This window comes from Winslowiella arboricola, from assembly GCF_025527015.1.
Taxonomy (GTDB): domain Bacteria; phylum Pseudomonadota; class Gammaproteobacteria; order Enterobacterales; family Enterobacteriaceae; genus Erwinia; species Erwinia arboricola.
Genome location: NZ_JAODIM010000043.1, coordinates 710291 through 734266 on the forward strand (window position 1 = coordinate 710291; position 23976 = coordinate 734266).

The window sequence follows — 23976 nt, forward strand, 5'->3', positions numbered from 1 at the left end:
CTTTATTCCTCCAATTGATGAAGATTTCGGCTGCGAATCTCATGCTGCAGCTTTTCGATAACATCATTTACGTCCATGCTACCCAGGTCTTTACCACGGCGGGTGCGAACGGCGACTTTGCCTGCTTCCACCTCTTTATCACCACAGACCAGCATGTAAGGAACACGACGTAAAGTGTGCTCGCGGATTTTAAAGCCAATCTTCTCATTTCTCAAGTCCGCTTTGACGCGAATTCCCGCATTCTGCAGTTTACGGGTTAATTCTGCGACATATTCGGACTGACCATCAGTGATATTCATTATCACTGCTTGTACAGGAGCCAGCCAGGTCGGGAAGAAACCGGCATACTCTTCGGTAAGAATACCGATAAAGCGCTCCATGGAACCCAGGATAGCGCGGTGAATCATCACCGGCACCTGACGATCATTATTTTCACCCACGTATGAAGCATTCAGACGTGTTGGCAAAGAAAAGTCGAGCTGTACGGTACCACACTGCCACGCACGATCCAGACAATCATGCAGGGTAAATTCAATTTTCGGACCGTAGAACGCTCCTTCACCCGGCTGATACTGGAATTCGATGCCATTTTCCTGCAGTGCTTCCGCCAGATCATGCTCGGCGCGATCCCACATCTCATCGCTGCCAATGCGTTTTTCCGGACGGGTAGACAGTTTCACCACGATTTTTTCAAAACCGAAGGTGCTGTACATATCGTACACCATCTTGATACAGCTATTGACTTCGTCACGCACCTGCTCTTCAGTACAGAAGACATGGGCGTCATCCTGAGTAAAGCCACGCACGCGCATCAAACCATGCAGCGCGCCTGACGGCTCATTACGATGACAGCTACCAAATTCCGCCATACGCAGTGGCAGGTCGCGGTATGATTTTAGACCCTGATTGAAAATTTGCACGTGGCCAGGGCAATTCATCGGTTTAATACAGTATTCGCGGTTTTCCGATGAGGTGGTAAACATCGCTTCTTTGTAGTTTTCCCAGTGGCCGGTTTTTTCCCACAGCACGCGGTCCATCATAAACGGACCCTTCACTTCCTGGTAGTCATACTCTTTCAGCTTGGTGCGTACAAACACTTCCAGTTCACGGAAGATAGTCCAGCCATCGTTGTGCCAGAACACCATGCCAGGCGCCTCTTCCTGCATATGATACAGGTCGAGCTGTTTACCAATTTTACGGTGATCGCGTTTCGCCGCTTCTTCCAGACGCTGCAGATAAGCCGCCAGTTGCTTTTTATCGGCCCATGCGGTGCCGTAGATACGCTGCAACATCTTATTATTGCTGTCGCCACGCCAGTAAGCGCCGGACATTTTCTGCAGTTTAAAATGATGGCAGAAACGCATATTCGGTACGTGCGGACCGCGGCACATATCGATATATTCTTCGTGGTGATACAAGCCAGGACGGTCGTCGTGGCTGATATTCTCATCAAGGATGGTGGTTTTGTAGATTTCGCCGCGCGCGGCAAACGCATCACGCGCTTCCTGCCAGCTCACCTTCTTCTTGATGACGTCATAATTCTTCTCAGCCAGCTCATGCATACGCTTTTCGAGCAGCTCGAGGTCTTCCTGCGTCAGGGTGCGGTCAATATCAACGTCGTAGTAAAAACCGTTGTCGATAACCGGACCGATAGCCATTTTGGTGTCCGGCCACAGTTGCTTAATCGCATGCCCCAACAGGTGCGCGCAGGAGTGGCGAATAATTTCCACACCGGCTTCGTCTTTCGCGGTAATAATCGCGACCTGAGCATCTTCGGTAATCGGATCGATGGCATCAACCAGTTCACCATTTACGCGACCGGCAATGCAGGCTTTCGCCAGACCCGGACCAATGTCCTGGGCAATCTCCATCACGCTAACGGCGTGGTCGAAAATACGCTGACTTCCATCAGGAAGAGTAATAACGGGCATTTCATATCCTTAATTGCAGTGGTAACCCACACGAAAGGCTACATACAAATCATCGTTTATTTATATACATCAGGCGCATGAGACTTGAAACCGACTCACAATTGTCAGTTTGGTACTCGGCCTGGGTACAGAGTTGTTAAAGCGTGATAAACCACAAAAACACTTTAAGCGGGAACATCTTACACGCCGAAACGGGTAAATGCACGGGCTGTGAGACGCGCGCTGATGTTAGCATCAAAGTACAGGTCACTGATTACGCGATTAATATCACTTTGGGCGGGCAATTCGGCAGATGAGTCGCTGACAGTAAAGAAACGGGCCGAAAAGCTTCGGCCCATTGAGATTACATCGCGTAGGACAGCAGAATAGTGGTTTTGGTATCAGTATGATCCGGCGCAGATTCCGGCGGATTCTGGTTCCAGGTCACGTTATACGCCATCTTCAGTGAAAAATGCTCGTTAATCGCTACCTGCAGGCCGGTTTCTGAGTTGACGGTGGTATCGTCGCTACCCAGTACTGACACACCCTGGATAAACTTGGTGTTGTCGGTTAACTGCCAGTTATAGCTGACTGCGCCATAAGCCAGCGGCTGAGTATCATGGCCGCCTTCATGGTAATCGTCGTAACGCACACCTGGACCCGCTTCCACACGCAGTGAATGCACCGGGCCATTCAGGATCTGACGACCGTAACCGGCAGCGAGAATGGAACGACCATCGTAACCATTAAAACGATCGCTTAACCAGCTGGCCTGACCAAACAGGTAGTCATAATCGGTCATGTTGTAACGTGAACGACCACCAATCTGATAAGTCTCAGAAGAACGCTCATCGTTGGACGACGCATTCGATGCGTTGCCCCACAGGCTGTAAGCGGTTCTGGTCTGGTACCAGGTCATATTGGTTGCCGCAGTGGCGTTAGAACTTTTGGTGTTGCCACTTTGCGCCAGGTAACCGGCGGAAGCACTTCCTTCAAACGGCGTTTTGGCAGTAGACGGGTCATCCATGGTGGTGAAAACTGAGTTATCAGCCAGAGCCTGGTGACAACACACTCCTGAGAGCAAAAGAACAGCAGACAACTTTTTAAGCGCTTTCATATAAATGTGACCTGTACGGCAGTTTCAAAAGGAATGAGTCTGAAGCGTTTTGAAGGACGATCAATGCCATTTACGGTAATTTTTGTAAACAAGTGTTAAATCGCTCTTTTTACCACGCATCCGCAGTGAAACGCTTCATTTATAAGATACTTCTGATTAACGGCGCGCATTATAGAGGTTATTGGAACAACTTACAGCGGGGGCGAAAGAAGAATTTTTGGTGGCGGGCGCCAGTAATTGCGCCCGCCTGCAAATCAGTTTTCAGGCGCCTGCGAACCCAGTACACCCTTACCTTCCGGCACGGTAGTAAAGCGGGTCAGAATCTCATGCCAGGTGTTCGCCGGATCGAGATTGCTGAACTGCTGTGGATAGATAAACTTCGCCAGATACTCCAGACCGACGATGTTATACGGATGGTTATAGAAATTGTGGTACAGGCCGTAGAAACGTCCTTGTTTTATTGGCTGTAACTCAGCAAAGCCCGGGCGCTGCTTCATCTTTTCAAATGCACCATCTACCTGTTGCTGCGTGACACCGTAACCAAACGGCACCGCGGCGTTATTTTTACTGGCCCACTGCGAGCCGGAGACAATATAAGCATCAGGTTTCAAGGCGATCACTTTCTCCAGCGAGATATCGCCGGTAGCGCCTGGCAGCAGTTCTGAGCCGAGGTTAGTTGCGCCTGTCGCTTCCACCAATGCGCCCCAGCCAACATGCGCATGGGTAAAGCAGCAGGAGTCGAGACCGCCCAGTCCGGCTTTAGCTTCAATAAATACCCGCGGCTTAGGCTGAACGTCACGCACTTTATCCAGAATCGCCTGGTAGTGCTGCTGGTAGAAATCAGTGTACTCTTTGGCTTCACTTTCGCGGTTAAGCGCTTTACCAAGCAAAGTGATGCTTTTTGGCGCATCTTCAACCGGCTTCTGGAAAGTATCGATAAACAGCACCGGAATGCCTAACTGCTTCAATTTGTCCAGCACGCCGGTTTGCGTCAGTGAAGGTTTGGAACGCAACTGCGCCACCATCAAATCAGGGCGCTCAGCAATCACGCTCTCCAGATTCACTTCGCCTTTATCGCTGAAGCCCATATCGATAATTTTTTTCGCCTGCGGCCATTTTTTATCCATCATCTCCCAGGTGGCGCCATCACTCTTCTTCAGCAGATTGTTCCATGCCACCACACGCTGGAAGGGATTGTCACGATCAAGCAGCGCCAGCGACAGAATATCGCGCCCGTCCTGCACCACCAGACGTTTTGGCTCCTGCTTCAGCGTCACCTGTTTGCCATCGGAATCGGTCAGGGTCAGCGGATAAGTTGATGCCAGTACCGATGAAGAGAGGGCCAGCAGCGAGGCCAGCGAAACCAGTTTGAATGCGCGTTGCACGTCGAGCTCCTTAAGGATCAGATTGTTAGCAGCATGATGGTAATGATTATTAGTTGCATTATCAAATCTGTATTGCCGCGGTTAACCCCTTTCTGTCCAATGGTCTATGCTAAAAACACCCGCGATAACAATGAGGTAAACCATGAGCTCAACATCATTAACCCGTTATGTGGTTACATTTCACTACCAGGAAAAAGGTCTCACTGACCTTAATAAACTCACCAGCACCATTACAGAAGCCGGTTTTTCGCCCACGCTAAATGACGACGAAGGCAAACCGCATGAGCTGGGCACCAACAGTTTCGGCATTATCAGTGCGCTGGAAGAGAGTGAAATTAAAGAGCTGGCCGCCGGATTTGGTGAAATCGCCCTTGGCGAACGTCCTGAAGTTGAAGTACTCAACTGGGAGGCGTATCAGCAGCAGCAAAAATAACTGCGCCGCTATGTAAAATCGTGCAATATCTGTGCAGAATGCTGGATTCGGTGAATATTTAAGCGTTAGAATTGACATTACGCAGCGAAAAAGAGGAAAGCCCTATGTGGTCAGCCATTAGTCGTCTGTTGAGTGAGCAGTTAGGTAACGCCGAAATCCATCAGCGTACCGAGCTTCCCGGTGGTGATGTGCATCCTGCGTGGCATATTCGCTACGGTGATCATGACGTATTCGTAAAATGTAATAACCGCGATATGCTGGCGCTTTTCACCTGGGAAGCCGACCAGCTGGAACTGCTGGCGCGCAGCCAGACGGTGCGGGTGCCGCAAGTATATGGCGTAGGCAGTGACCGCGAGTACAGCTTTCTGCTGCTGGAATATCTGCCGATTAAGCCCCTTGATGCGCACAGCGCCTGGCAACTGGGCCAGCAGCTGGCGAAACTGCATCAGTGGAGCGATCAGCCGCAGTTTGGCCTCGATTTTGATAATAATCTCACCACCTCTCCCCAACCAAACAGCTGGCTACGCCGCTGGTCAATCTTCTTTGCGGAACAGCGCATCGGCTGGCAGCTGCAACTGGCGGCAGAAAAAGGCATTCAGTACGGTGATATGGATCTGATTGTTGACTGCGTGCAACAGGCGCTGGCGGCACACCATCCACAGCCTTCCCTGCTGCATGGCGATCTTTGGCCTGCTAACTGCGCCGGCAGCAATAGCGGACCGTGGATATTCGACCCGGCCTGCTACTGGGGCGATCGCGAATGTGATTTAGCCATGCTGTCGTGGTATGACCATTTGCCACCGCAGATCTATGACGGCTATCAGTCAGTCTGGCCGCTACCTCACGACTTTCTGCAACGTCAGCCGATCTATCAGCTCTACTTTTTACTCAATCGCGCCAATGTGTTTGGCGGCAGCTGGCTGGGCGAAGCGCAACGCGCGGTAGGCGCATTGCTGGATCTGGATGAGCTCGGACAAAGGCAGGTCAGACCGGCCTGATTGTATTATCAGGCCGGCATTCGCACTGCTTAGCGGACAAAACCGAGCAGAGAGAGGAAGAAGTAACCCGCAACGGCGACGATAATCGGCAGGATATAGAGCGGGAAAATCTGCAGGAAAATGGTGTGGCGTGGCACGACAATTTTCTCTTCCAGCTGTTTACGGCTGCGCCCTTCACTGCCTTTAGCATTCTCGAGGATCAGCTGATCCTCAATCCCTTCTTTCAGATGACGCGACTGTCGCCACATGCGTGCGCCGGAAGTGGTTAATGCCAGCCCGACAAAAATCAAAATATAGATCAGCCAGAACAGCAGATTACTGCCGCCATTAAAGTCCGGCACCGGCGAGTTGTGCCAGAAAATATTCAGAAACGGCGTATTAAAGCGGATCATATCAATCATTACATGGACAAAATCGAGCATCACGGCGTCAATGCCCGGCTGCTTCTCACTGTGCTTAAACATAAACCCCAGCAGTGAAATGATTGTCGACAGCAATGCCGGAATAAACACAATCCAGCCGGCGATGCGCTTCAGGATGGCGACGTTGCCAGCTTGTTGATAAGTCATGGTTTCTCCTGGTACCTTCGATTTCGCTGTAAGTCTACCCGCTGGCGGCCAAAACTGCCTGAAAAAAACGTTAATCCGGCGTAATTTTGCCGATCCCGGCGGTTTTATCGCCCTTCAGCGCTCAGTGGCTTCATGCTAAGGTGGATTAAACTGTAAAACGGAGCCGTGATATGCCTTATACCCGCCCAGTGCTGGCCGCGATTTTCGATATGGATGGTCTGCTGATTGATTCGGAACCGCTATGGGACCGTGCTGAAATGGATATTTTTGCCACCCTCGGGGTTGATCTTTCGCGCCGCAACGAACTGCCCGACACTCTCGGCCTGCGCATCGATCAGGTGGTACGCATGTGGTATGAAGCGATGCCATGGAGCGGCCCGGACCAGGCCGAGGTCACCCGGCGCATTATCGCCCGCGCGCTGCAGCGGGTAGAAGAGCAGCGCCCGTTACTGCCCGGCGTTGGTCATGCCCTGCAACTCTGTCGCGACCAGGGTCTGAAAATCGGCCTCGCCTCCGCTTCACCACTGCATATGCTGGAGCGGGTGCTGGAGATGTTCGATCTGCGCCACTACTTCGACGCACTGGCTTCCGCCGAAACACTGCCTTACAGCAAACCCCATCCGCAGGTCTATCTGGATGCCGCAGCAAAACTGGGGGTTGATCCGCTTAACTGCGTCACGCTGGAAGATTCATTTAATGGCATGATTGCCACCAAAGCGGCACGCATGCGCTCGATTGTGGTGCCCGCTGCTGAATTGCGGGCAGATGCGCGCTGGTCACTGGCTGATGCGCGCCTTGATTCGCTTGAACAGTTAAACTGGCAACATCTGCAAGGTTAAACAGCGCGGGCGGCGAGAATGCCGCCCCTGCAGAAACCGAGGTCTTTTATCGGGGGGCGTTCTCGCCGCCCGTCTGACAACATCGCGCAACCAAAAATATGATCTAAGTGACATAATAAGTAAAACAGCATTTCATTTTTATTGAATTAACGTCCCGTCATGCCTATCATCTGGTTATCCGCCCGCATAACTGCGGGCAGCACGTTTAACCTGAATGAATCAGAGAGGCATCGACATGCAAGTTCGTCAAAGCATCCACAGCGACCACGCTAAACAACTCGACACCCAGGCGTTACGTGGCGAATTCCTGATCGAAAAAATCTTCGACGCGGATAACTACACCATGACCTACAGCCATATCGACCGCATTATCGTCGGTGGCGTAATGCCGGTGACAAAAAGCGTCACTATCGGCAGCGAAGTGGGCAAACAGCTGGGTGTCAGCTACTTTCTCGAGCGCCGCGAGCTGGGCGTCATCAATATCGGTGGTCCCGGCCTGATTGAAGTGGACGGCAAAACCTGGGAGATCGGTAACGAACAGGCGCTGTATGTCGGCATGGGCGCACAATCGGTAGTATTCAGCAGCGCCGATGCCGCCAATCCGGCGAAGTTCTACTACAACAGCGCCCCGGCCCACACCACGTATCCTGATACCAAAATCACTCTCGAAGAGGCAGCCACCGCCACCCTTGGCGATGCGGCCACCAGTAACCGCCGCACCATCAACAAATTTATCATTCCTGATGTGCTGCCGACCTGTCAGCTCACCATGGGACTGACCAAACTGGATGAAGGCAGCCTGTGGAATACCATGCCGTGCCATACCCACGATCGGCGCATGGAAGTCTACTTCTACTTTGATATGGATGAGGAAACTGCCGTGTTCCATATGATGGGACAACCACAGGAGACCCGTCATCTGCTGGTGCATAACGAGCAGGCAGTGATCTCGCCAAGCTGGTCAATCCATTCCGGCGTCGGCACCAAACGCTATACCTTTATCTGGGGTATGGTCGGCGAAAATCAGGTATTTGATGATATGGACCACGTAAAAGTGAGTGAATTGCGTTAACCCCCGCAGCCAGTCTGTTGCTGGTGAGATGGTCGAAGACAAAGAGAGCGAATATGATCCTTAATGCATTTAATCTGGAAGGCAAAGTAGCGCTGGTAACCGGCTGTAATACCGGTTTAGGTCAGGGAATGGCCATCGGTCTCGCTGAAGCAGGCTGCGATATTATTGGCGTCAACCGCGATAGCGCGGATGACACCCCGGCGCAGGTGGCCGCCCTTGGCCGCCGTTTTCACGCAATTAATGCTGATCTGATGGACAGCGCCAGCGTGGCGCAGGTGGTGGAACAGGCGGTAGCCGCCTTCGGCCGCATCGATATTCTGGTGAACAATGCCGGTATTATCCGTCGCGCCGATGCGCTGGAGTTTAGCGAGAAAGACTGGGACGAAGTGATGAACATCAACAGTAAGACGGTGTTCTTTCTGTCACAGGCGGTGGCGCGCCAGTTTATCAGCCAGGGTCAGGGCGGCAAAATCATCAATATCGCCTCAATGCTCTCTTACCAGGGGGGCATCCGTGTGCCCTCTTATACCGCCTCGAAAAGCGCCGTAATGGGTTTAACCCGTCTGATGGCCAATGAGTGGGCGCCATATAACATCAATGTGAATGCGATTGCCCCCGGCTATATGGCGACCAATAACACCGAACAGCTGCGACAGGACGAAGGACGCAGTCAGGAGATCCTCGGACGTATTCCTGCCGCGCGCTGGGGTAAGCCGGAAGATATGAAAGGTCCGGTGGTGTTTCTCGCCTCATCCGCCGCAGATTATATCAATGGCTATACCGTGGCAGTAGATGGCGGCTGGCTGGCGCGTTAGCAGACTTTTTTGCCCGGCGACATCCGGGCAAAATATTCATCTTTAGTTACAGCGTCACATATTTAATCTACTGGTTATATCCCCTATACTGGATGCATTGACAGTTATGCAGCCAGGTTACCCCCATGACGGCCGAAGGCCATATTATTTTTGCCATCGCCAGTGCGATTTTTGCTAAGCGCGCAGAGCTGACGCCAGAGCTGGCGAGCGGCGACTGGTGGCATATTGTGCCTGCTGCGCTGCTAACCTGCCTGTTGCCGGACATTGACCATCCTAAGTCGCTACTGGGGCAGCGCCTGAAATGGATCTCTCAACCGGTGGCGCGAATCTTTGGTCATCGTGGATTTACCCATAGTCTGCTGGCGGTGCTGGGCGGGCTGGCGCTGTTTCAGATGAATGTGCCTGCCGACGGGCCACTGCCCGCCGATGTGTTGCAGGGGATGGTGCTGGGTTACCTCAGCCATATTGCTGCTGATATGCTGACGCCGGCTGGCGTACCGCTGTTATGGCCCTGCCGCTGGCGCTTCCGTTTGCCGATCCTGAACAGTCAAAAAGGCAACCAGCTGGAGCGGACACTCTGTATGGCGCTGGTGGCATGGTCGATGTGGTTTTCACCGGACATGCCGCATTTTGGTGCGAACGGCTGGCCTGCTCAGCTGATTAATTCGGTGCAAAGCAGCTTTAATCGGGCATTAAATCAACGATCAGCACAATAATAATACAAATCAATTCATAAAGTTATAAACCATTACTTTTGAATATAATGCTGCACCAGCATCAGCTGGTACTATGCGCGCGAATAACACTTTTTACGCGATTCAAAATATCGCTTTGTAGTCTGTGCGGAGCATAACCTGCCGCCAGGCCTTCCACCGGAGAAATGGGATGAATCTACCTCTGATTCTGAATATCGTGGCATTTGTCGCGCTGTTGCTACTGCTGGCGCGTACCGGCCGTACCAACTGGAGTTTGTCGAAAAAAGTCCTCACCGGCTTGCTGCTGGGTGTGGCATTTGGCCTTGCGCTGCAACTGATCTATGGCGAAAACTCTGCGGTGGTGAAAGAGTCGATCGGCTGGTTTAATATCGTCGGCAATGGTTATGTACAGCTGCTGCAGATGATTGTGATGCCGCTGGTCTTTGCCTCGATTCTGAGTGCGGTTGCACGCCTGCACAACGCCTCATCGCTGGGCAAAATCAGCGTACTGACCATTGGCGTACTGCTGTTTACCACGGCGATTGCCGCCCTGGTCGGGGTATTTGTTACCCAGCTGTTTGGCCTGACCGCCGATGGTCTGGTACAGGGTACGCAGGAGAGCGCGCGTCTCGCCGCCATCCAGAGCAACTATGTTGGTAAAGTCGCTGATTTGACGGTGCCGCAGCTGCTGCTGTCGTTTGTACCGAAGAACCCGTTTGCCGACCTCACCGGCGCTAACCCGACCTCCATTATCAGCGTAGTGATTTTTGCCGCCTTCCTCGGTGTGGCAGCTCTGCAACTGCTGAAAGATGATCAGGTGAAAGGCCAGCGCGTACTGGCGGCCATCGACACCCTGCAATCCTGGGTGATGAAGCTGGTGCGTCTGATTATGAAACTGACACCGTACGGTGTGCTGGCGCTGATGACCAAAGTGGTGGCCGGTTCGAATCTGCAGGACATTATTAAGCTGGGTGGTTTTGTGGTTGCCTCCTACCTCGGCCTGGCAATTATGTTTGCGGTGCACGCCCTGCTGCTGTCAGTCAACGGTATCAATCCGCTGCGCTTCTTCCGTAAAGCCTGGCCAGTGATCACCTTTGCGTTTACCAGCCGCTCCAGCGCCGCCAGCATCCCGCTTAGCGTGGAAACACAAACCCGCCGTTTAGGTGTGCCGGAATCCATCGCCAGCTTCTCCGCCTCTTTTGGCGCCACTATCGGTCAGAATGGCTGTGCAGGTCTTTACCCGACGATGCTGGCGGTAATGGTCGCGCCGACCATGGGAATTAACCCGCTGGATCCGGTGTGGATTGCCACCCTGGTCGGGATTGTAACCTTAAGCTCTGCCGGCGTTGCCGGTGTCGGCGGCGGCGCCACCTTCGCAGCGCTGATTGTGCTGCCCGCTATGGGGCTGCCGGTGACGCTGGTCGCATTACTGATCTCCATTGAGCCGCTGATTGATATGGGCCGCACCGCGCTTAACGTCAATGGCTCGATGACTGCCGGTTCATTAACCAGCCGCTGGTTAAAGATGACCGACAAAAAGATCCTCGACAGCGATGAGCAGACTGAGCTCTCCCATCAGTAATTCTCTGAAGGCCGGATATTCCGGCCTTTTCTTTAGCTTTCCTTTTCTGATTATTTATCCCTGGCGTTTGCAGGCGTATATCTCCCATTGTTCTATAGTTAAGGATGCCTAATCACGACATCTACGGGAGCAAGATACAATGTCGAAAGAAACAGATAACAAGGAGCTGAGCCATAATGCACCGGCAACAGGTCCTGAGTCGGCAAAACCCGGACTGGATTCTCTGGCACCTGAAGATGGTTCGCATCAACCGAAAGCCGAACCCAGTGCCCCTGGCAAACAGCCAACCGCGCCCGGTAGCCTGAAATCTCCTGATACCCGCAATGCAAAACTCGACCAGCTCGATGCACACCGTAAAGGCGGAGAAAATTTTCCGCTCACCACTAACCAGGGCACGCGCATTGCTAACGACCAAAATTCGCTGCGTGCTGGCACCCGTGGCCCGACGCTACTTGAAGACTTTATCCTGCGGGAAAAAATCACCCATTTTGACCACGAACGCATCCCTGAGCGCATTGTGCATGCGCGTGGTTCCGCCGCGCATGGCTATTTCCAGCCCTACCGCGCGCTGACTGATATCACCAAAGCGGACTTCCTGCGCGATCCTGAGACCGTCACCCCGGTATTTGTGCGCTTCTCTACCGTTCAGGGTGGCGCCGGTTCAGCCGATACCGTGCGTGATATCCGCGGTTTCGCCACCAAGTTTTATACTCAGGAAGGGGTATTTGACCTCGTCGGCAACAACACGCCGGTGTTCTTTATTCAGGATGCGCATAAATTCCCTGACTTTGTTCATGCGGTAAAACCAGAACCCCATAACGAGATGCCGCAGGGGCAAAGCGCCCATGACAGCTTCTGGGACTACGTCTCGCTGCAACCGGAAACGCTGCACAATGTGTTCTGGGCGATGTCCGACCGCGGTATCCCGCGCAGCTATCGCACCATGGAGGGTTTTGGCATTCATACCTTCCGCATGATTAATGCGGAAGGGAAAGGCACCTTTGTGCGCTTCCACTGGAAACCGGTAGCGGGTAAAGCCTCGCTGTTGTGGGATGAATCACAAAAATTGACCGGTCGCGATCCGGACTTCCACCGTCGCGACCTGTGGGAAGCGATTGAAGCGGGCGATTACCCGGAATATGAGCTTGGCGTGCAGCTGGTGCCGGAAGAGGACGAGTTTAAGTTCGACTTTGACCTGCTGGATGCCACCAAGCTGATTCCGGAGGAGCTGGTGCCGGTGGATCTGATCGGTAAGATGGTACTGAACCGTAATCCGGACAACTTCTTTGCCGAAACCGAACAGGTCGCCTTCCATCCTGGCCATATTGTGCCCGGACTCGACTTCTCCAATGATCCGCTGTTACAGGGACGCTTATTCTCGTATACCGATACCCAGATCAGTCGCCTTGGCGGACCCAACTTCCACGAAATTCCGATTAATCGCCCGGTCTGTCCGTACCATAACTTCCAGCGCGGCGGCATGCATCGCCAGGATATCGATAATAACCCGGCTAACTACGAACCGAACTCAATCAACGATAACTGGCCACGCGAAACGCCGCCGGCGCCGCATCGTGGTGGTTTTGAAAGTTACCAGGAGCGGATTGAAGGCCATAAAGTGCGTGAGCGCAGCCCGTCATTCGGCGAGTACTATTCACAACCGCGCCTGTTCTGGCTCAGCCAGACGCCGGTGGAGCAGCAACATATTATTGATGCCTTCTCCTTTGAACTTGGCAAACTGTCGCGTCCCTATATCCGTGAGCGGGTAGTCGACCATCTGGTGCGTATCGATATTTCACTGGCCCATGCGGTGGCGGAGAATCTCGGTATTGCGCTGTCGGACGAGAAGCTGCATACCGCGCCGCCTAAAGATGTCAATGGCCTGAAAAAAGATGCCAGTCTGAGCCTGTATGCCGTACCAAGTGGCAATATCAAAGGCCGCCAGGTGGCGTTACTGTTAAGTGACGGCGTAAAAGCCGCCGATGTGCTGGCGATTTTGCAGGAACTGAAACTTAACGGCGTTCACGCCAAACTACTGGCCTCGCATATGGGCCAGGTGCGCGCCGACGATGGCTCCGTACTGCCGGTAGACGCCACCTTTAGCGGCTTACCGTCGCTGACCTTTGATGCGGTAATAGTGCCGGATGGCAATATCGACGCCCTGCTGCTGAGTGGCGACGCGCGCTATTACCTGCTGGAAGCCTATAAGCATCTGAAAGTGATCGGCCTGAGCGGCGACGCACGTCGCTTTAAAGCGCAGTTCGGTCTGGCGGATGATGAGCAGGAAGAAGGTATTGTCGAAGACGGCAAAGCTGAAGGGCTGTTTATGAGTGAATTTATCGCCTTCCTCGCCGCCCACCGTATCTGGTCTCGCAGCCAGAAAGCCTTATCGGTTCCGGCGTAAAGCACGATTTCCCCTCCCCCAGTGGCCGGTTAACCCGGCCATTTTTTATTCCTGATGGCCGGTGAACGCTGCATAATCCACGCCGATGCTGGAGGAACAGTCAGAATAACGTTAAGCGCTGTAAGCATTGAATAACAACCACCAGTAACGCCTTGTGTTTTTTACACTGCGGGCTAATGTGAGCTGAGTACACGCAGGAGTTGCAGCACTATGAAAAAGATCATCGCGTCATTACTGGCATTAACCTTAATCAGCCCGCTGATGGCCAGCGCGCATCCTGGCGGATGGGGACCCGGTGGCCCTGGACCCGGCTGGCATGACGGCGGGGGCCACGGCGGACCCGCACCGTTTAACTTTCTGCCTTCCGCGGCCGAAGCCGTATTAATTGGTGGCCTGACTTACTACCTGCTGAACGGCAGTTACTACCAGCGTCAGGGCGACACCTGGATGGTTGTGGATCGCCCGCCGGAGGATCGCTCTCCGGCACCAATGCGCGCGCTCGATTACAATGGCGAGCGCTTTTACGTCGCGGACGGTCACTATTATCGCCGTGATATTTCCGGCGAATATCTTGAAGTACCCCGTCCACCCGGACTGTAATTGTCCGCCAGCCGCTAACCCGCAGGCAGCAATGTTTGCGGGTTATTATTTAATCAGCGATATTTTCTTCGCACAGCGCGCGCCGGGTTAATCGACGAAGTAAACTGGCAAGAATTAATTGATTAATTAATATTTTAATATTACTTGTTGCTGCACATTAATATCCAGTTATCGTTCATTATTAGCAGCCATGATTTAGCATTAAGTTTTTTAAACATTATTTGCATCGGCTCGCCTTTGGCGCTAAACATCACCTGCCGGCTGTCTGATTGATCTGCAGACGAAATATCCACTGCTGCCACCCGACCGCTAACCACATTATTATGTTGTCTTACCTGATTTAATGTCAGGGTACGTCGCATAATAATAGCGTCGTGATCCTGTTCCTGTTTCACGCCATTGAGGGTGATTTTATGGTTATCAGGCCACCAGCTAATACTGCCATTAAAGGTATAGCGCTGATGATTATCATCGAAATACTGACCATCCGTAATGGTGCTGGTACAGGGCTTTTGCGGCACGCTGGCTCTGAGATACAGATGGTGGAAAATAAATGCCAGCAGCACACCGGTAAGCGCGCTGATGACTAATACAGCGACAGATTTTGATACTGACATTGGTTGTCGACCTTAGCAATTTCATCCTTACATCTGGCGATCCAGATCCTGGGACCATTTTCTGCAATATAAATATGACGCAGCGTTTTCTCTGGTGTACCGAGCAGTTTCTGCAGAGCCTCTGGCGCCAGTAACTGACTGCGGCTGGCATGAATCACCACCCCCTGCACCATACGCTGCGCCGGGAAGTTATCCTCGTTCGGCAGCCACAGCATTAACCCCGCAACCGGTAACAGCAGCAGCAGGCTGGCAACGGGAATAAGGACCCTGCGCTGTAATGTCAGAAACGCCTTACGGCTCACCGGCACAGCCGCGACTGGGGTTAACCCGCCAGCCTGAGGCTCTTCAACCGCCAGCGCCAGCGGTAATTCCTCAGCAGGAGTATTCTGTGGTTCGTCGGGATGCAGATAAATAATGCCAAAACGCGGTAAGGTCTTAATCACCGTCTCCGGCAGACTGGCTTTAAGCAGCTTACGCCGCAGCATTTTCACCAGCTGGTGATAACTGGACTCGCCAACGATGGTGCCATTATTTAACCAGATCTGCTGCAGAATATTCTCTTTGCTTCCCTTCCCTTCCAGTACGATCTCCAGCAGTTTTTTTTCGCTCGGAGACAGATAAATATCCTCACATTCTGCGGATTTTACACAAGAAGTATCAGGATAAAAGAATACCTGTGAGGATAAAGCGATACGTTTAGCGTTCACAAAATGTTCCTGTAGAAATCCGTCCACGGCTTAATGATATGACTATAATAATTCAACATCACTAATTAATGGCTCCATCATATAACACTCATAATTTTATCATGGCAAAATCTATTTATCTTCGGCAAGGATTGTAAATCAGCTGCGGCTAAGAATAAAGTGGTGATCAGCAGAGTAATTTCTGCTGAAGAATAGAATAAATTCTTAACCTCTGACAGTCAGATATAAAAAAAGTCCGAAACCTGAAAGGTTGCGGACCGGATTTTCAGCGTGGCGCAAACGCGTAATGTCAGCGCTGTGAATCAGTTACTCACATTAGCGCCGCGCCTGATGCGCGATTACTGTGCTGCTTGCGGATCGGTATCGTAATCTTTACAGCTCTGGAAGCCGTAATTCATTACGCGACCGGTATCGTTGTAGCTAACAAAGTAAGTTTGCGCTTTACCGTCACGCTCGCCCAGCACATAAGTCTGGCAAGTACCGCGGGCATGAACCATGGTGATTTCGGTGGAAGGCGCACCGGCAACCTGACGCACCTGCTCACGGGTCATCCCCTTTTTCACATCCTGCACTACCGGCTTAGTGACATAGCTTTCCGCGCGGTCATAGGCGCTACAACCGGATAACACAGCCAGAGCCACAGCAGCACCAATCAATCCCGTTACTTTAGTCATCTTTTTATTCCTCATTTATTGTCCATGTGACAATAAGCCTGGAATATAAACGCTGATTAATCAAATTTATGGCCGCGTTTTGTCAATTTTAGGACTCCGCTGATACCTGCCCTGACTGCCGCTTAAGCGGCAACGAGAAAAGAGTGGGAATCGTCCGCCGGTTTCGTATAATGCGAAAAATGAGAATGATCGCTCACAATCGACAGCTATGGCTCTGCGCCGGGAGATAACCATGACGCCACAACCCACCGCTCGCGATCTGCGCCATCACCAGCGCCAGGATGAGATTATTGCTGCCGCACGTCGCTGCTTTCGTCGTTCCGGCTTCCACGGCGCCAGTATGGCGCAGCTGGCCAGTGAAGCGCAGCTGAGTGTCGGGCAGATCTACCGTTACTTCATTAATAAAGACGCGATTATTGAAGAGATGGTGAAACGTATTATTGACCAGCGTATGGCAGAGATCAGTAACAGCACACATACGCCCAAATTACCGGCGCTGCTGGCATGGCGCAAAGTGATCGACGAAGACGATGAGGCGCTAATGCTGGAGGTGGCGGCGGAAGCCACGCGCAATCCGCGCGTCGCCAGCATGCTCAGTGAAGCAGATGGCCGCATGTTTAATCATGCGCGGCAATCAATGCAACAGGAACACCCGCAGTTTAGCGAGGACAAAATTCGCGCCTGCGTGGAAGTGTTAGCGGTGATGGTTGAAGGCACCGCTTTTCGCCGACTGACGCCACAGAAAGCGTCCGCAGACCGGCTCTACCCAATCTATCAGCAATTACTTAAACAACTCTTAGAAACAGAGGATAAATGACACCTGCACACCCCAATCGCCTTGGTTATGCCATTACTCTTGGCCTGCTGGCGGCCCTTGGCCCGCTATGTATCGATCTCTATTTACCCGCGCTGCCAGAGCTGGCACGCGATCTTAACACCCCCACCGCCACCGCGCAGTTAAGCCTGACCGCCGGACTGCTGGGACTCGGCGCCGGTCAGCTGATTTTTGGCCCGATGAGCGATAAATATGGCCGTATCCGTCCTCTATTGCTGTCGCTGGTGCTGCTGTTTATCGCGTCGGTGGGTTGCGCACTGGCGCAGGATATTCATCAGCTACTGCTGGCGCGCCTGTTTGAAGGCCTGTTTGCGGCTGGCGGCGCGGTGCTGTCGCGGGCCATTGCGCGCGATATGTATAGCGGCCACGAACTGACGCGCTTCTTTGCCCTGCTGATGCTGGTTAATGGTCTGGCACCCATCGGCGCACCGGTGCTGGGTGGCGCGCTGATGGCGTTTCTTGACTGGCGCGGACTGTTTATGGTGCTGGCGCTGATTGCCATCCTGTTACTGGTGCTCGCGCGCAGCAAATTACGCGAGACGCTGCCGCAGGAAAAGCGCAATCAGGGCAGCCTGTTCTCCGCCTGGGCAGCGCTGGGCCAGGTGATTGTCCACCGGCCGTTTATGGGGTTCTGTCTGACGCAGGGCTTTATGATGTCCGGCATGTTTGCCTATATCGGCGCCTCGCCCTTTGTATTGCAGGAGCTGTACGGCATGTCGCCGCAGGCCTTCAGTTTATGCTTCGCCGCCAACGGGGTTGGCCTGATTATCGCCTCGCAAACCAGCGCGCGTCTCTGTCCTTTATGGGGCGAGTACCGGGTTCTGAAAGGCGGCCTGACGCTGGCGTTTATCGCCTCCGGCAGCCTGCTGCTGGCAGGAATCAGCGGTGCGCCGCTGCCGCTGGTATTAGTAGCGCTGTTCTTTAGCGTCGCCAGTAATGGTGTCATTGCCACTACCGCGTCGTCACTGGCGATGCAGAGCCAGGGACACCGCGCGGGCAGCGCGTCGGCGGTGATTGGCGTTACCATGTTTACTCTTGGCGCCATCAGCGTGCCGGTTACCGGTATCGGCGGCACCTCGGTACTGACCATGACGATGACCATCTTTGGCTGCTATATGCTGGCGATCACAATGTTCACCCTGCTGGCGAAAAAACCGAAAACTGCCTGATTTAACAGCGTTTGACGCGAAACAACACCGATTGTTTCTTGTCGTTTGGCGTCATGCGCGTTAGCTTAACAGAAGAAGATTCCGCAACTGACTTGAGGAGAGGTTCATGGCACTGCAACAAGAGATTATTGCTGCACTAGGCGTAAAGCCGGTGATTGACGCACCGCAGGAGATCCGCACCAGCGTCGAATTTCTGAAGTCTTATCTGCAAACCCACCCGTTTCTTAAATCGCTGGTACTGGGCATCAGCGGCGGCCAGGATTCAACGCTGACCGGTAAACTGTGTCAGACCGCGATTAATGAACTGCGTGACGAGAGCAATGATGCCAGTTACCAGTTTATCGCCGTGCGCCTGCCCTATGGCGTGCAGGCGGATGAGCAGGATTGTCAGGATGCCATCGACTTTATCCAGCCCGATCGCGTACTGAAGGTCAATATTAAGGAAGCGGTGCTGGCCAGCGAGAAAGCGTTGCAGGATGCCGGTGTTTCCCTCTCCGACTATATCCGCGGCAATGAAAAAGCACGTGAAAGGATGAAAGCGCAGTACAGCATCGCCGGGATGAATGCTGGTGTGGTGGTCGGCACCGATCACGCGGCCGAAGCGGTCACCGGCTTCTTTACCAAGTACGGTGATGGCGGCACCGATATCAACCCGATTTTCCGTCTGCATAAAGGTCAGGGCAAACTGCTGCTGAAAACCCTCGGCTGCCCTGAGCATCTCTACCTCAAGCACCCGACCGCCGATCTGGAAGATGATCGTCCTGGCCTGCAGGATGAAGTGGCGCTGGGCGTCACCTATCAGTTAATCGATCAGTACCTGGAAGGCAAAACCATCGATGCCACCAGCGCAAAAATTATTGAAGGCTGGTATCTGAAAACCGAACATAAACGTCGCCCGCCAATCACCGTGTTTGACGATTTCTGGCAGAAATAATCCCACCCCGACGACTCAGGGCGACGCATGCGTCGCCCGTTTTTATCAATGGAACATCAATGTCATCTCTGTCGCAACGCGCAACGCTGACGGGACTGCTGGCGATTGTGCTGTGGAGCACGTCGGTTGGCATGATCCGCAGCATCAGTGAACTGCTGGGCGCCACCGCCGGTGCGGCGTTAATCTACAGCGCCAGCGCACTGTTTCTCTGCTGCCTGCGCGGCATACCGAAAATCCGTCAGTTTCCGCCGGTGTATCTGTGGCTGGGCGGTCTGCTGTTTGTCAGCTATGAAATCTGTCTGGCGCTGTCGATCGGACTGGCCAGCAGCCGCAGCCAGTCGCTGGAACTGGGGATGATCAACTATCTGTGGCCCTGCCTGACCATTCTGCTGGCGATTCCGCTTAACCAGCAGCAGTACCGGCACTGGCTGTGGCCGGGTCTGGCGCTGTCGCTGCTGGGGATTATCTGGGTGATGAAAGGCGACAGCGCCTGGACACCAACGCTGCTGTGGCACAATATTCTGTCGAACCCGCTGGCTTATGGCCTGGCGTTTAGCGCTGCGCTGTTATGGGGTTTGTATAACAATATCACCAAACGCTATGCCAGCGGCACCAGCGGCGTGACGCTGTTTTTTATCATTACCGCGCTGGTGCTGTGGCTGAAATTTGCGCTGACGCAGACACCGCACAGTCTGCACTTTTCGCTGCGGGCCATCGCTGAAGTCCTGTTTATGGGCGCATCGGCGGCGATTGCCTATTCAGCATGGAACAGCGGCATTCAGCAAGGCAATCTGACCCTGTTGGCCACTGCCTCCTACTTCACGCCGGTATTCTCTACCCTGCTGGCGGCCGTGTGGCTGCAACTGTCGCCCTCTGTAAGCTTCTGGCAGGGGGTGGTGATGGTCACCGCCGGTTCACTGATTTGCTGGCTGGCGACGCGAAATCTGCCGCAGGTCGCAGAGTAAATTGTGTAAATCATCAACACGGGCGGCGATAACGCCGCCCCTACACAAGACCGAAGGTTGTTGTAGGGGAGCCGTTTTCGGCTCCCGTGATAATGAATGCAGCACTCGCTATGGTGCAAATCCGCGACATGGGACGAAAACTATGCCGCTACCGCTTGACGTTCAAGACGGTAGCTAAAGGTTATATTAGTTTTATAGCAGCTGCGTTGTCGCCACCCGATGTAAGCGCATAGCTCGTTTCCATCTTAAGTAATATTGTTGCTATATTCACTTGATGGGTAACGTTAAAGGGATTTTAAACATGGATACGACATTGCTAAATGCCATGGACTCAAACGGAAAAGAGAAATTTGAAATAAGAATGGTATTATCTGATGCAATATCGTTATCCGTCGTCAGTGAAGCTGAAGCGTTTTCACAGACTCAATGTGATGTTTTGATCAACGGTAACAACACCGGAATTAAAGTTTCAGGCCAGGTTCTTGAGGCAGCCATCAGCGTCTCTGAGGGACGCTACCTGCTGTTTCTGACAGATGATGTCATTTATGAAGAGAGCCTGAATATCACCTTGATTGACGCTAAATTGGGTCATCTCGAAAGTCTGGATCTTGGCGGTCAATACGCTACGGGGACTTTTGAACAGCTGCACATCAAACAAACGTCAGTTAATTTCCGCTTTATTGGCGATACCACATGGACAGTCGAGATTCTGACCTTGCCAGCGCTAAGACTTCCTTTCACCGATCCACGTGGTGTAACCCGTCCACTCAGGCTGAAAAAATATATCAACATCTCCGCTAACCCTGCCCCCGCGCGCGCTGATGGTAGCCGATAAAACCCGGCGGCTGTCAGCCACCTGCAACTGATGCTATACTGGATAAGTAACCAGTAAGCGGAGTATCCTGTGGTAAGACGTTTTGTCACTCATCGCCTCGAGTTTGAACCGGCGGCCATCTATCAATATCCTGAACACCTGCGCGCCTGGCTGGATGAGTTACCCAATCTGCCAGGCGTCTATCTTTTCCATGGCGAAAGTGAACTGATGCCGCTGTATATCGGTAAAAGCATCAATATTCGCAGCCGTATTATGTCCCATTTCCGTAATGCGGATGCGGCGAAAATGCTGCGCCAGGCACGGCGAATCAGCTGGATCACTACCGCCGGCGAGCTTGGCGCCCTGCTGCTGGAAGCCCAGATGATTAAAACCCGCCAGCCGCTGTTCAATAAACGGCTGCGCAAAAATCGTCAGCTCTGTTCGCTACAGCTTAACGGCGACAAGCCGACCGTAGTGTATGCCAAAGAGCTCGATTTTTCCCGCTCACCCAACCTGTTTGGTCTGTATGCCAGCCGTTATGCGGCGCTGGAAACCTTAAAGAAGGTGGCCGACGAACAGCGGCTCTGTTATGGCCTGTTAGGGCTGGAGAGTCTCAGTAAAGGGCGTGGCTGCTTTCGCGCCAGTCTCGGGCGCTGTGCCGGCGCCTGCTGCGGTAAAGAGAGTGTCGCGGAGCATCAGCAGCGTCTGCTGAGCGCGCTGGAGCAGGTGCGGGTAATGTGCTGGCCGTGGCCGGGCGCGGTCGGGCTGGTGGAACAAGGGGTAGCAGAAACCCAGATCCATATTATTGATCACTGGTTTTATCTCGGCTCCGTCAGCGATATCAGTGAAGCCAGCACGCTGAATGCCACGCCACAGGGCTTTGATCAGGATGGCTATAAAATCCTCTGTCGCCCGCTGCTCAGCGGTGAGTATCCGATTATTCCGCTAACCGAAACGTAAAACCGCCGGGGTTGACCACGGCCTGACAGGCAATGTGGGCAACACCGGCGGTCTCAAATTTTAACCACGCTTAATGCCGGATGGCTTACTCAGCCGGTGCATCTGGTGGTGGCAACATCTTACCTTTCTGCTGCGGTTTTTCCGTCAGACGTTTCTCAAAATTGGCGTTGTACTGTTTTTTCTGCTCAGGTGTCAGCACGTTATACAGTTTGTTCTGGGTTTCCAGCATCGCCAGCGCTCTTTCTTTAGCGTTAGCGGTCATGGTAGCAGCCTGGGCTTCCGCTTTGCTCTTATCGAAGCTGTCTGCGGCGATAATCGCATGGCTGGCACGACGCTCTTCAAGGGAAGGACGTTTAAAATCTTTATGTGACTCATGCATGATGCTGCGCATTTTCTCTTTCTGCGCGTCGGTCAGGTTCAGACCTTTAAACATATCGTGCATACCACGATGCATCGGTGGCTTGTGCATCGGTTTTTCTGCGCCTGCTGGCGGTGGCGTCAGGTTGTCAGCCGCAGCATGAACGATATTAGCTGCACCCAAAGCCAGAGTTGTTGCAATAAAAAGGGATGTTAATTTACGCATAATATTGTCCTTACTTTTCAGTTTCATGACGACAGCCTGTGTCGCGAGTTCGAAATCAAGTTTAGAGCGCTGAACGTCAAGTACTCAGAGCGTTGGTAAAGCCCTGAAAGCATAAAAGACAGGAAAGGAACAATCATGAAGAGAATAAGAAGAATATGGTGAGGAATTGCTAATGGATATGAATTTACAGCGGTTTTAGCAGGAATTATGGAGGAGTGTAACGCTTCAGACAGGGTTTGGGAAAGATTATGTCAGCTGATCTGGCGCTTTTGCGGGCGCTCTGCGCGCCCGGCAAAAATCATTAACCGCTTAATGCTTCGTTATGGGCATTATCTTCCACCAGCATCAGACCGGCACGTAAGCCGCTGGCGACGTTGGGATTGGGAAACAGTACATATTCACGTGCCTGTTGCACGAAATAGCGCTTGTCACCATCTTCCGCCAGCAACGTGCCCTGCGGAAAAGCGGTAAAGTTTAGCGTCTCAGCGCTCATATGCAGTTTAAATGCCGGCGACAGGCGGGTGATTTGCTGTGATACCCGGTAACGCCGTGGTGCTTCGCCACTTTGCGGCAACGGCTCCCCAAATAACAACGCTGCCAGCGCCTGCTTAGCGGCGGCGAACTGCGACAGATCATTGGCGCCAAATGGCTGCGCTTTGCCTAACTCCAGCGTACAGCTGGCGGCATTAAAATGTTCACAACTGTAGTGGGTAAAGGTGCCGCCCGGCGCGCGATGAAACACCAGCGCTTCCAGTCCGGCGGCGCCCAGCCACTGCATAAAGTTTTCCGGCCACTCGCGCAGATTTAACGGCAGTACGCCAAAACGCGGGTGATAAGAGCCACGAATCGCCGTATGCAGATCGATATGCCAGCACACTTCCAGATTATCGCCCGCCTGCCAGAATGTCTCCATCGCCTGCTCCAGACGCCAGGCACGTCGGGCTTCCGGGCAGTCTTCATACTGCTGCCAGCGACCGCCAAACATCCGGTTGATATCACAACGCAGATAACGTTTATTCTGGCGCAGCGCCGCCGGGTTGCCGAGGATCACCAGCAAACGGGGCACCAGCGCTTTTTCACCGCGCAGCAATTGCGACAGTAACTGATTAAGGATCTCAACCGGAGCGGTTTCGTTGCCATGCAGACCGGCGGAAACTACGATTGCCTGCTGCGTATCCTGATGCGGCGTGAACTCAATAATACCTTCATCCCACCACGACCAGCGCAGATGGGCATTCTCGCCTGATAATTGTTGCGGTGTTTCACCTGACAGCGTTTGCTGTAAAAAATCCTGCATTA

The 23976-nt window shown here is 53.0% G+C and carries 24 protein-coding genes; 15 read left to right on the forward strand and 9 right to left on the reverse strand.

What is annotated here, in order from left to right:
• Positions 1–2: 2 nt before the first annotated feature.
• From thrS to N5923_RS20770, 3 genes are all read right to left on the reverse strand, one after another.
• On the reverse strand, positions 3–1931 hold the full coding sequence (thrS, locus tag N5923_RS20760) for a threonine--tRNA ligase (RefSeq protein WP_267144181.1): 1929 nt from the start codon (positions 1929–1931) through the stop codon (positions 3–5).
• A 343-nt stretch (positions 1932–2274) separates the two neighbouring features.
• A complete protein-coding gene (locus tag N5923_RS20765; protein ID WP_267144180.1) occupies positions 2275–3027 on the reverse strand; it encodes a DUF481 domain-containing protein in 753 nt (250 codons plus the stop codon).
• 254 nt (positions 3028–3281) lie between these two features.
• Positions 3282–4394 carry an ABC transporter substrate-binding protein gene (locus tag N5923_RS20770; protein WP_407704537.1) on the reverse strand — a complete coding sequence of 371 codons (1113 nt, stop codon included), beginning with the start codon at positions 4392–4394 and terminating at the stop codon, positions 3282–3284.
• A 160-nt stretch (positions 4395–4554) separates the two neighbouring features.
• Here N5923_RS20770 and ghoS point away from each other — a divergent pair, with 160 nt between their 5' ends.
• Together ghoS and N5923_RS20780 are read left to right on the forward strand one after the other, a co-directional pair.
• Complete coding sequence (gene ghoS, locus N5923_RS20775) at positions 4555–4845, forward strand: type V toxin-antitoxin system endoribonuclease antitoxin GhoS (protein WP_267144178.1); 291 nt, start codon at positions 4555–4557, stop codon at positions 4843–4845.
• Positions 4846–4949: 104 nt separating this feature from the next.
• Positions 4950–5843, forward strand: coding sequence for a fructosamine kinase family protein (locus N5923_RS20780; RefSeq protein ID WP_267144177.1), 894 nt, complete (start codon positions 4950–4952; stop codon positions 5841–5843).
• Positions 5844–5872: 29 nt separating this feature from the next.
• Here N5923_RS20780 and N5923_RS20785 read toward each other — a convergent pair whose 3' ends face one another.
• Entirely contained in the window at positions 5873–6412 is a 540-nt protein-coding gene (locus tag N5923_RS20785; protein ID WP_267144176.1) for a YniB family protein, read from the reverse strand.
• 170 nt (positions 6413–6582) lie between these two features.
• On the opposite strand from N5923_RS20785, the gene hxpB reads away from it, so the two are divergent.
• The 7 genes from hxpB (at position 6583) to N5923_RS20820 (ending at position 14419) form a co-directional block, all read left to right on the forward strand.
• Complete coding sequence (hxpB, locus tag N5923_RS20790) at positions 6583–7251, forward strand: hexitol phosphatase HxpB (protein ID WP_267144175.1); 669 nt, start codon at positions 6583–6585, stop codon at positions 7249–7251.
• 235 nt (positions 7252–7486) lie between these two features.
• Entirely contained in the window at positions 7487–8323 is an 837-nt protein-coding gene (kduI, locus tag N5923_RS20795; protein WP_267144174.1) for a 5-dehydro-4-deoxy-D-glucuronate isomerase, read from the forward strand.
• Between the two features lie 53 nt (positions 8324–8376).
• Positions 8377–9138 (forward strand): 2-dehydro-3-deoxy-D-gluconate 5-dehydrogenase KduD, encoded by a 762-nt coding sequence (gene kduD / locus N5923_RS20800; RefSeq protein WP_267144173.1) that lies wholly within the window; start codon positions 8377–8379, stop codon positions 9136–9138.
• A gap of 125 nt (positions 9139–9263) precedes the next feature.
• A complete protein-coding gene (locus tag N5923_RS20805; RefSeq protein ID WP_267144172.1) occupies positions 9264–9854 on the forward strand; it encodes a metal-dependent hydrolase in 591 nt (196 codons plus the stop codon).
• A 169-nt stretch (positions 9855–10023) separates the two neighbouring features.
• Positions 10024–11415, forward strand: a complete 1392-nt coding sequence (locus tag N5923_RS20810) for an L-cystine transporter (RefSeq protein ID WP_267144171.1) — start codon at positions 10024–10026, stop codon at positions 11413–11415.
• Positions 11416–11554: 139 nt separating this feature from the next.
• Entirely contained in the window at positions 11555–13819 is a 2265-nt protein-coding gene (katE, locus tag N5923_RS20815) for a catalase HPII (protein WP_267144170.1), read from the forward strand.
• A 210-nt stretch (positions 13820–14029) separates the two neighbouring features.
• Complete coding sequence (locus N5923_RS20820; protein ID WP_267144169.1) at positions 14030–14419, forward strand: DUF6515 family protein; 390 nt, start codon at positions 14030–14032, stop codon at positions 14417–14419.
• 140 nt (positions 14420–14559) lie between these two features.
• Here N5923_RS20820 and N5923_RS20825 read toward each other — a convergent pair whose 3' ends face one another.
• The 3 genes from N5923_RS20825 to osmE form a co-directional block, all read right to left on the reverse strand.
• The gene (locus N5923_RS20825) at positions 14560–15036 is read right to left on the reverse strand and encodes a hypothetical protein (protein ID WP_267144168.1); all 477 of its coding nucleotides are present in this window, start codon (positions 15034–15036) and stop codon (positions 14560–14562) included.
• A complete protein-coding gene (locus N5923_RS20830; RefSeq protein WP_267144167.1) occupies positions 15006–15743 on the reverse strand; it encodes a winged helix-turn-helix domain-containing protein in 738 nt (245 codons plus the stop codon). The genes N5923_RS20825 and N5923_RS20830 overlap by 31 nt, the downstream gene beginning before the upstream one ends.
• Positions 15744–16081: 338 nt before the next feature.
• A complete protein-coding gene (gene osmE / locus N5923_RS20835; protein WP_017802122.1) occupies positions 16082–16417 on the reverse strand; it encodes an osmotically-inducible lipoprotein OsmE in 336 nt (111 codons plus the stop codon).
• A gap of 232 nt (positions 16418–16649) precedes the next feature.
• Between osmE and N5923_RS20840 the strand changes: the two genes are divergently transcribed.
• The 6 genes from N5923_RS20840 to cho all read left to right on the forward strand — a co-directional run bounded on the left by N5923_RS20840 (position 16650) and on the right by cho (position 22094).
• Positions 16650–17234 carry a TetR/AcrR family transcriptional regulator gene (locus N5923_RS20840; RefSeq protein ID WP_267144166.1) on the forward strand — a complete coding sequence of 195 codons (585 nt, stop codon included), beginning with the start codon at positions 16650–16652 and terminating at the stop codon, positions 17232–17234.
• Positions 17231–18421: a multidrug effflux MFS transporter gene (locus N5923_RS20845; protein ID WP_267144165.1), complete on the forward strand. Its 1191-nt coding sequence runs from the start codon at positions 17231–17233 to the stop codon at positions 18419–18421. The genes N5923_RS20840 and N5923_RS20845 overlap by 4 nt, the downstream gene beginning before the upstream one ends.
• 106 nt (positions 18422–18527) lie before the next feature.
• Positions 18528–19355, forward strand: a complete 828-nt coding sequence (gene nadE, locus N5923_RS20850) for an ammonia-dependent NAD(+) synthetase (RefSeq protein WP_267144164.1) — start codon at positions 18528–18530, stop codon at positions 19353–19355.
• 59 nt (positions 19356–19414) lie between these two features.
• On the forward strand, positions 19415–20320 hold the full coding sequence (gene yddG, locus N5923_RS20855) for an aromatic amino acid DMT transporter YddG (protein ID WP_267144163.1): 906 nt from the start codon (positions 19415–19417) through the stop codon (positions 20318–20320).
• A gap of 301 nt (positions 20321–20621) precedes the next feature.
• A complete protein-coding gene (locus N5923_RS20860) occupies positions 20622–21155 on the forward strand; it encodes a hypothetical protein (protein WP_267144162.1) in 534 nt (177 codons plus the stop codon).
• Between the two features lie 69 nt (positions 21156–21224).
• Positions 21225–22094 carry an excinuclease Cho gene (gene cho / locus N5923_RS20865; RefSeq protein ID WP_267144161.1) on the forward strand — a complete coding sequence of 290 codons (870 nt, stop codon included), beginning with the start codon at positions 21225–21227 and terminating at the stop codon, positions 22092–22094.
• An 85-nt stretch (positions 22095–22179) separates the two neighbouring features.
• On the opposite strand, the gene spy is transcribed toward cho, so the two are convergent.
• Together spy and astE are read right to left on the reverse strand one after the other, a co-directional pair.
• A complete protein-coding gene (gene spy, locus N5923_RS20870) occupies positions 22180–22677 on the reverse strand; it encodes an ATP-independent periplasmic protein-refolding chaperone Spy (protein ID WP_267144160.1) in 498 nt (165 codons plus the stop codon).
• 301 nt (positions 22678–22978) lie between these two features.
• The gene (gene astE, locus N5923_RS20875; RefSeq protein WP_267144159.1) at positions 22979–23974 is read right to left on the reverse strand and encodes a succinylglutamate desuccinylase; all 996 of its coding nucleotides are present in this window, start codon (positions 23972–23974) and stop codon (positions 22979–22981) included.
• Positions 23975–23976 lie beyond the last annotated feature (2 nt).

What these genes read in the sequence shown, in the direction of transcription:
- yddG (WP_267144163.1), top strand. Translation starts at nt 19,415, where the DNA reads ATGTCATCTCTGTCGCAACGCGCAACGCTGACGGGACTGCTGGCGATT.
- N5923_RS20820 (WP_267144169.1), top strand. Translation starts at nt 14,030, where the DNA reads ATGAAAAAGATCATCGCGTCATTACTGGCATTAACCTTAATCAGCCCG.
- hxpB (WP_267144175.1), top strand. Translation starts at nt 6,583, where the DNA reads ATGCCTTATACCCGCCCAGTGCTGGCCGCGATTTTCGATATGGATGGT.
- N5923_RS20860 (WP_267144162.1), top strand. Translation starts at nt 20,622, where the DNA reads ATGGATACGACATTGCTAAATGCCATGGACTCAAACGGAAAAGAGAAA.
- kduI (WP_267144174.1), top strand. Translation starts at nt 7,487, where the DNA reads ATGCAAGTTCGTCAAAGCATCCACAGCGACCACGCTAAACAACTCGAC.
- N5923_RS20845 (WP_267144165.1), top strand. Translation starts at nt 17,231, where the DNA reads ATGACACCTGCACACCCCAATCGCCTTGGTTATGCCATTACTCTTGGC.
- N5923_RS20780 (WP_267144177.1), top strand. Translation starts at nt 4,950, where the DNA reads ATGTGGTCAGCCATTAGTCGTCTGTTGAGTGAGCAGTTAGGTAACGCC.
- ghoS (WP_267144178.1), top strand. Translation starts at nt 4,555, where the DNA reads ATGAGCTCAACATCATTAACCCGTTATGTGGTTACATTTCACTACCAG.
- N5923_RS20785 (WP_267144176.1), bottom strand. Translation starts at nt 6,412, where the DNA reads ATGACTTATCAACAAGCTGGCAACGTCGCCATCCTGAAGCGCATCGCC.
- thrS (WP_267144181.1), bottom strand. Translation starts at nt 1,931, where the DNA reads ATGCCCGTTATTACTCTTCCTGATGGAAGTCAGCGTATTTTCGACCAC.
- nadE (WP_267144164.1), top strand. Translation starts at nt 18,528, where the DNA reads ATGGCACTGCAACAAGAGATTATTGCTGCACTAGGCGTAAAGCCGGTG.
- spy (WP_267144160.1), bottom strand. Translation starts at nt 22,677, where the DNA reads ATGCGTAAATTAACATCCCTTTTTATTGCAACAACTCTGGCTTTGGGT.
- osmE (WP_017802122.1), bottom strand. Translation starts at nt 16,417, where the DNA reads ATGACTAAAGTAACGGGATTGATTGGTGCTGCTGTGGCTCTGGCTGTG.
- N5923_RS20805 (WP_267144172.1), top strand. Translation starts at nt 9,264, where the DNA reads ATGACGGCCGAAGGCCATATTATTTTTGCCATCGCCAGTGCGATTTTT.
- astE (WP_267144159.1), bottom strand. Translation starts at nt 23,974, where the DNA reads ATGCAGGATTTTTTACAGCAAACGCTGTCAGGTGAAACACCGCAACAA.
- N5923_RS20810 (WP_267144171.1), top strand. Translation starts at nt 10,024, where the DNA reads ATGAATCTACCTCTGATTCTGAATATCGTGGCATTTGTCGCGCTGTTG.
- N5923_RS20765 (WP_267144180.1), bottom strand. Translation starts at nt 3,027, where the DNA reads ATGAAAGCGCTTAAAAAGTTGTCTGCTGTTCTTTTGCTCTCAGGAGTG.
- kduD (WP_267144173.1), top strand. Translation starts at nt 8,377, where the DNA reads ATGATCCTTAATGCATTTAATCTGGAAGGCAAAGTAGCGCTGGTAACC.
- katE (WP_267144170.1), top strand. Translation starts at nt 11,555, where the DNA reads ATGTCGAAAGAAACAGATAACAAGGAGCTGAGCCATAATGCACCGGCA.
- N5923_RS20840 (WP_267144166.1), top strand. Translation starts at nt 16,650, where the DNA reads ATGACGCCACAACCCACCGCTCGCGATCTGCGCCATCACCAGCGCCAG.
- N5923_RS20825 (WP_267144168.1), bottom strand. Translation starts at nt 15,036, where the DNA reads ATGTCAGTATCAAAATCTGTCGCTGTATTAGTCATCAGCGCGCTTACC.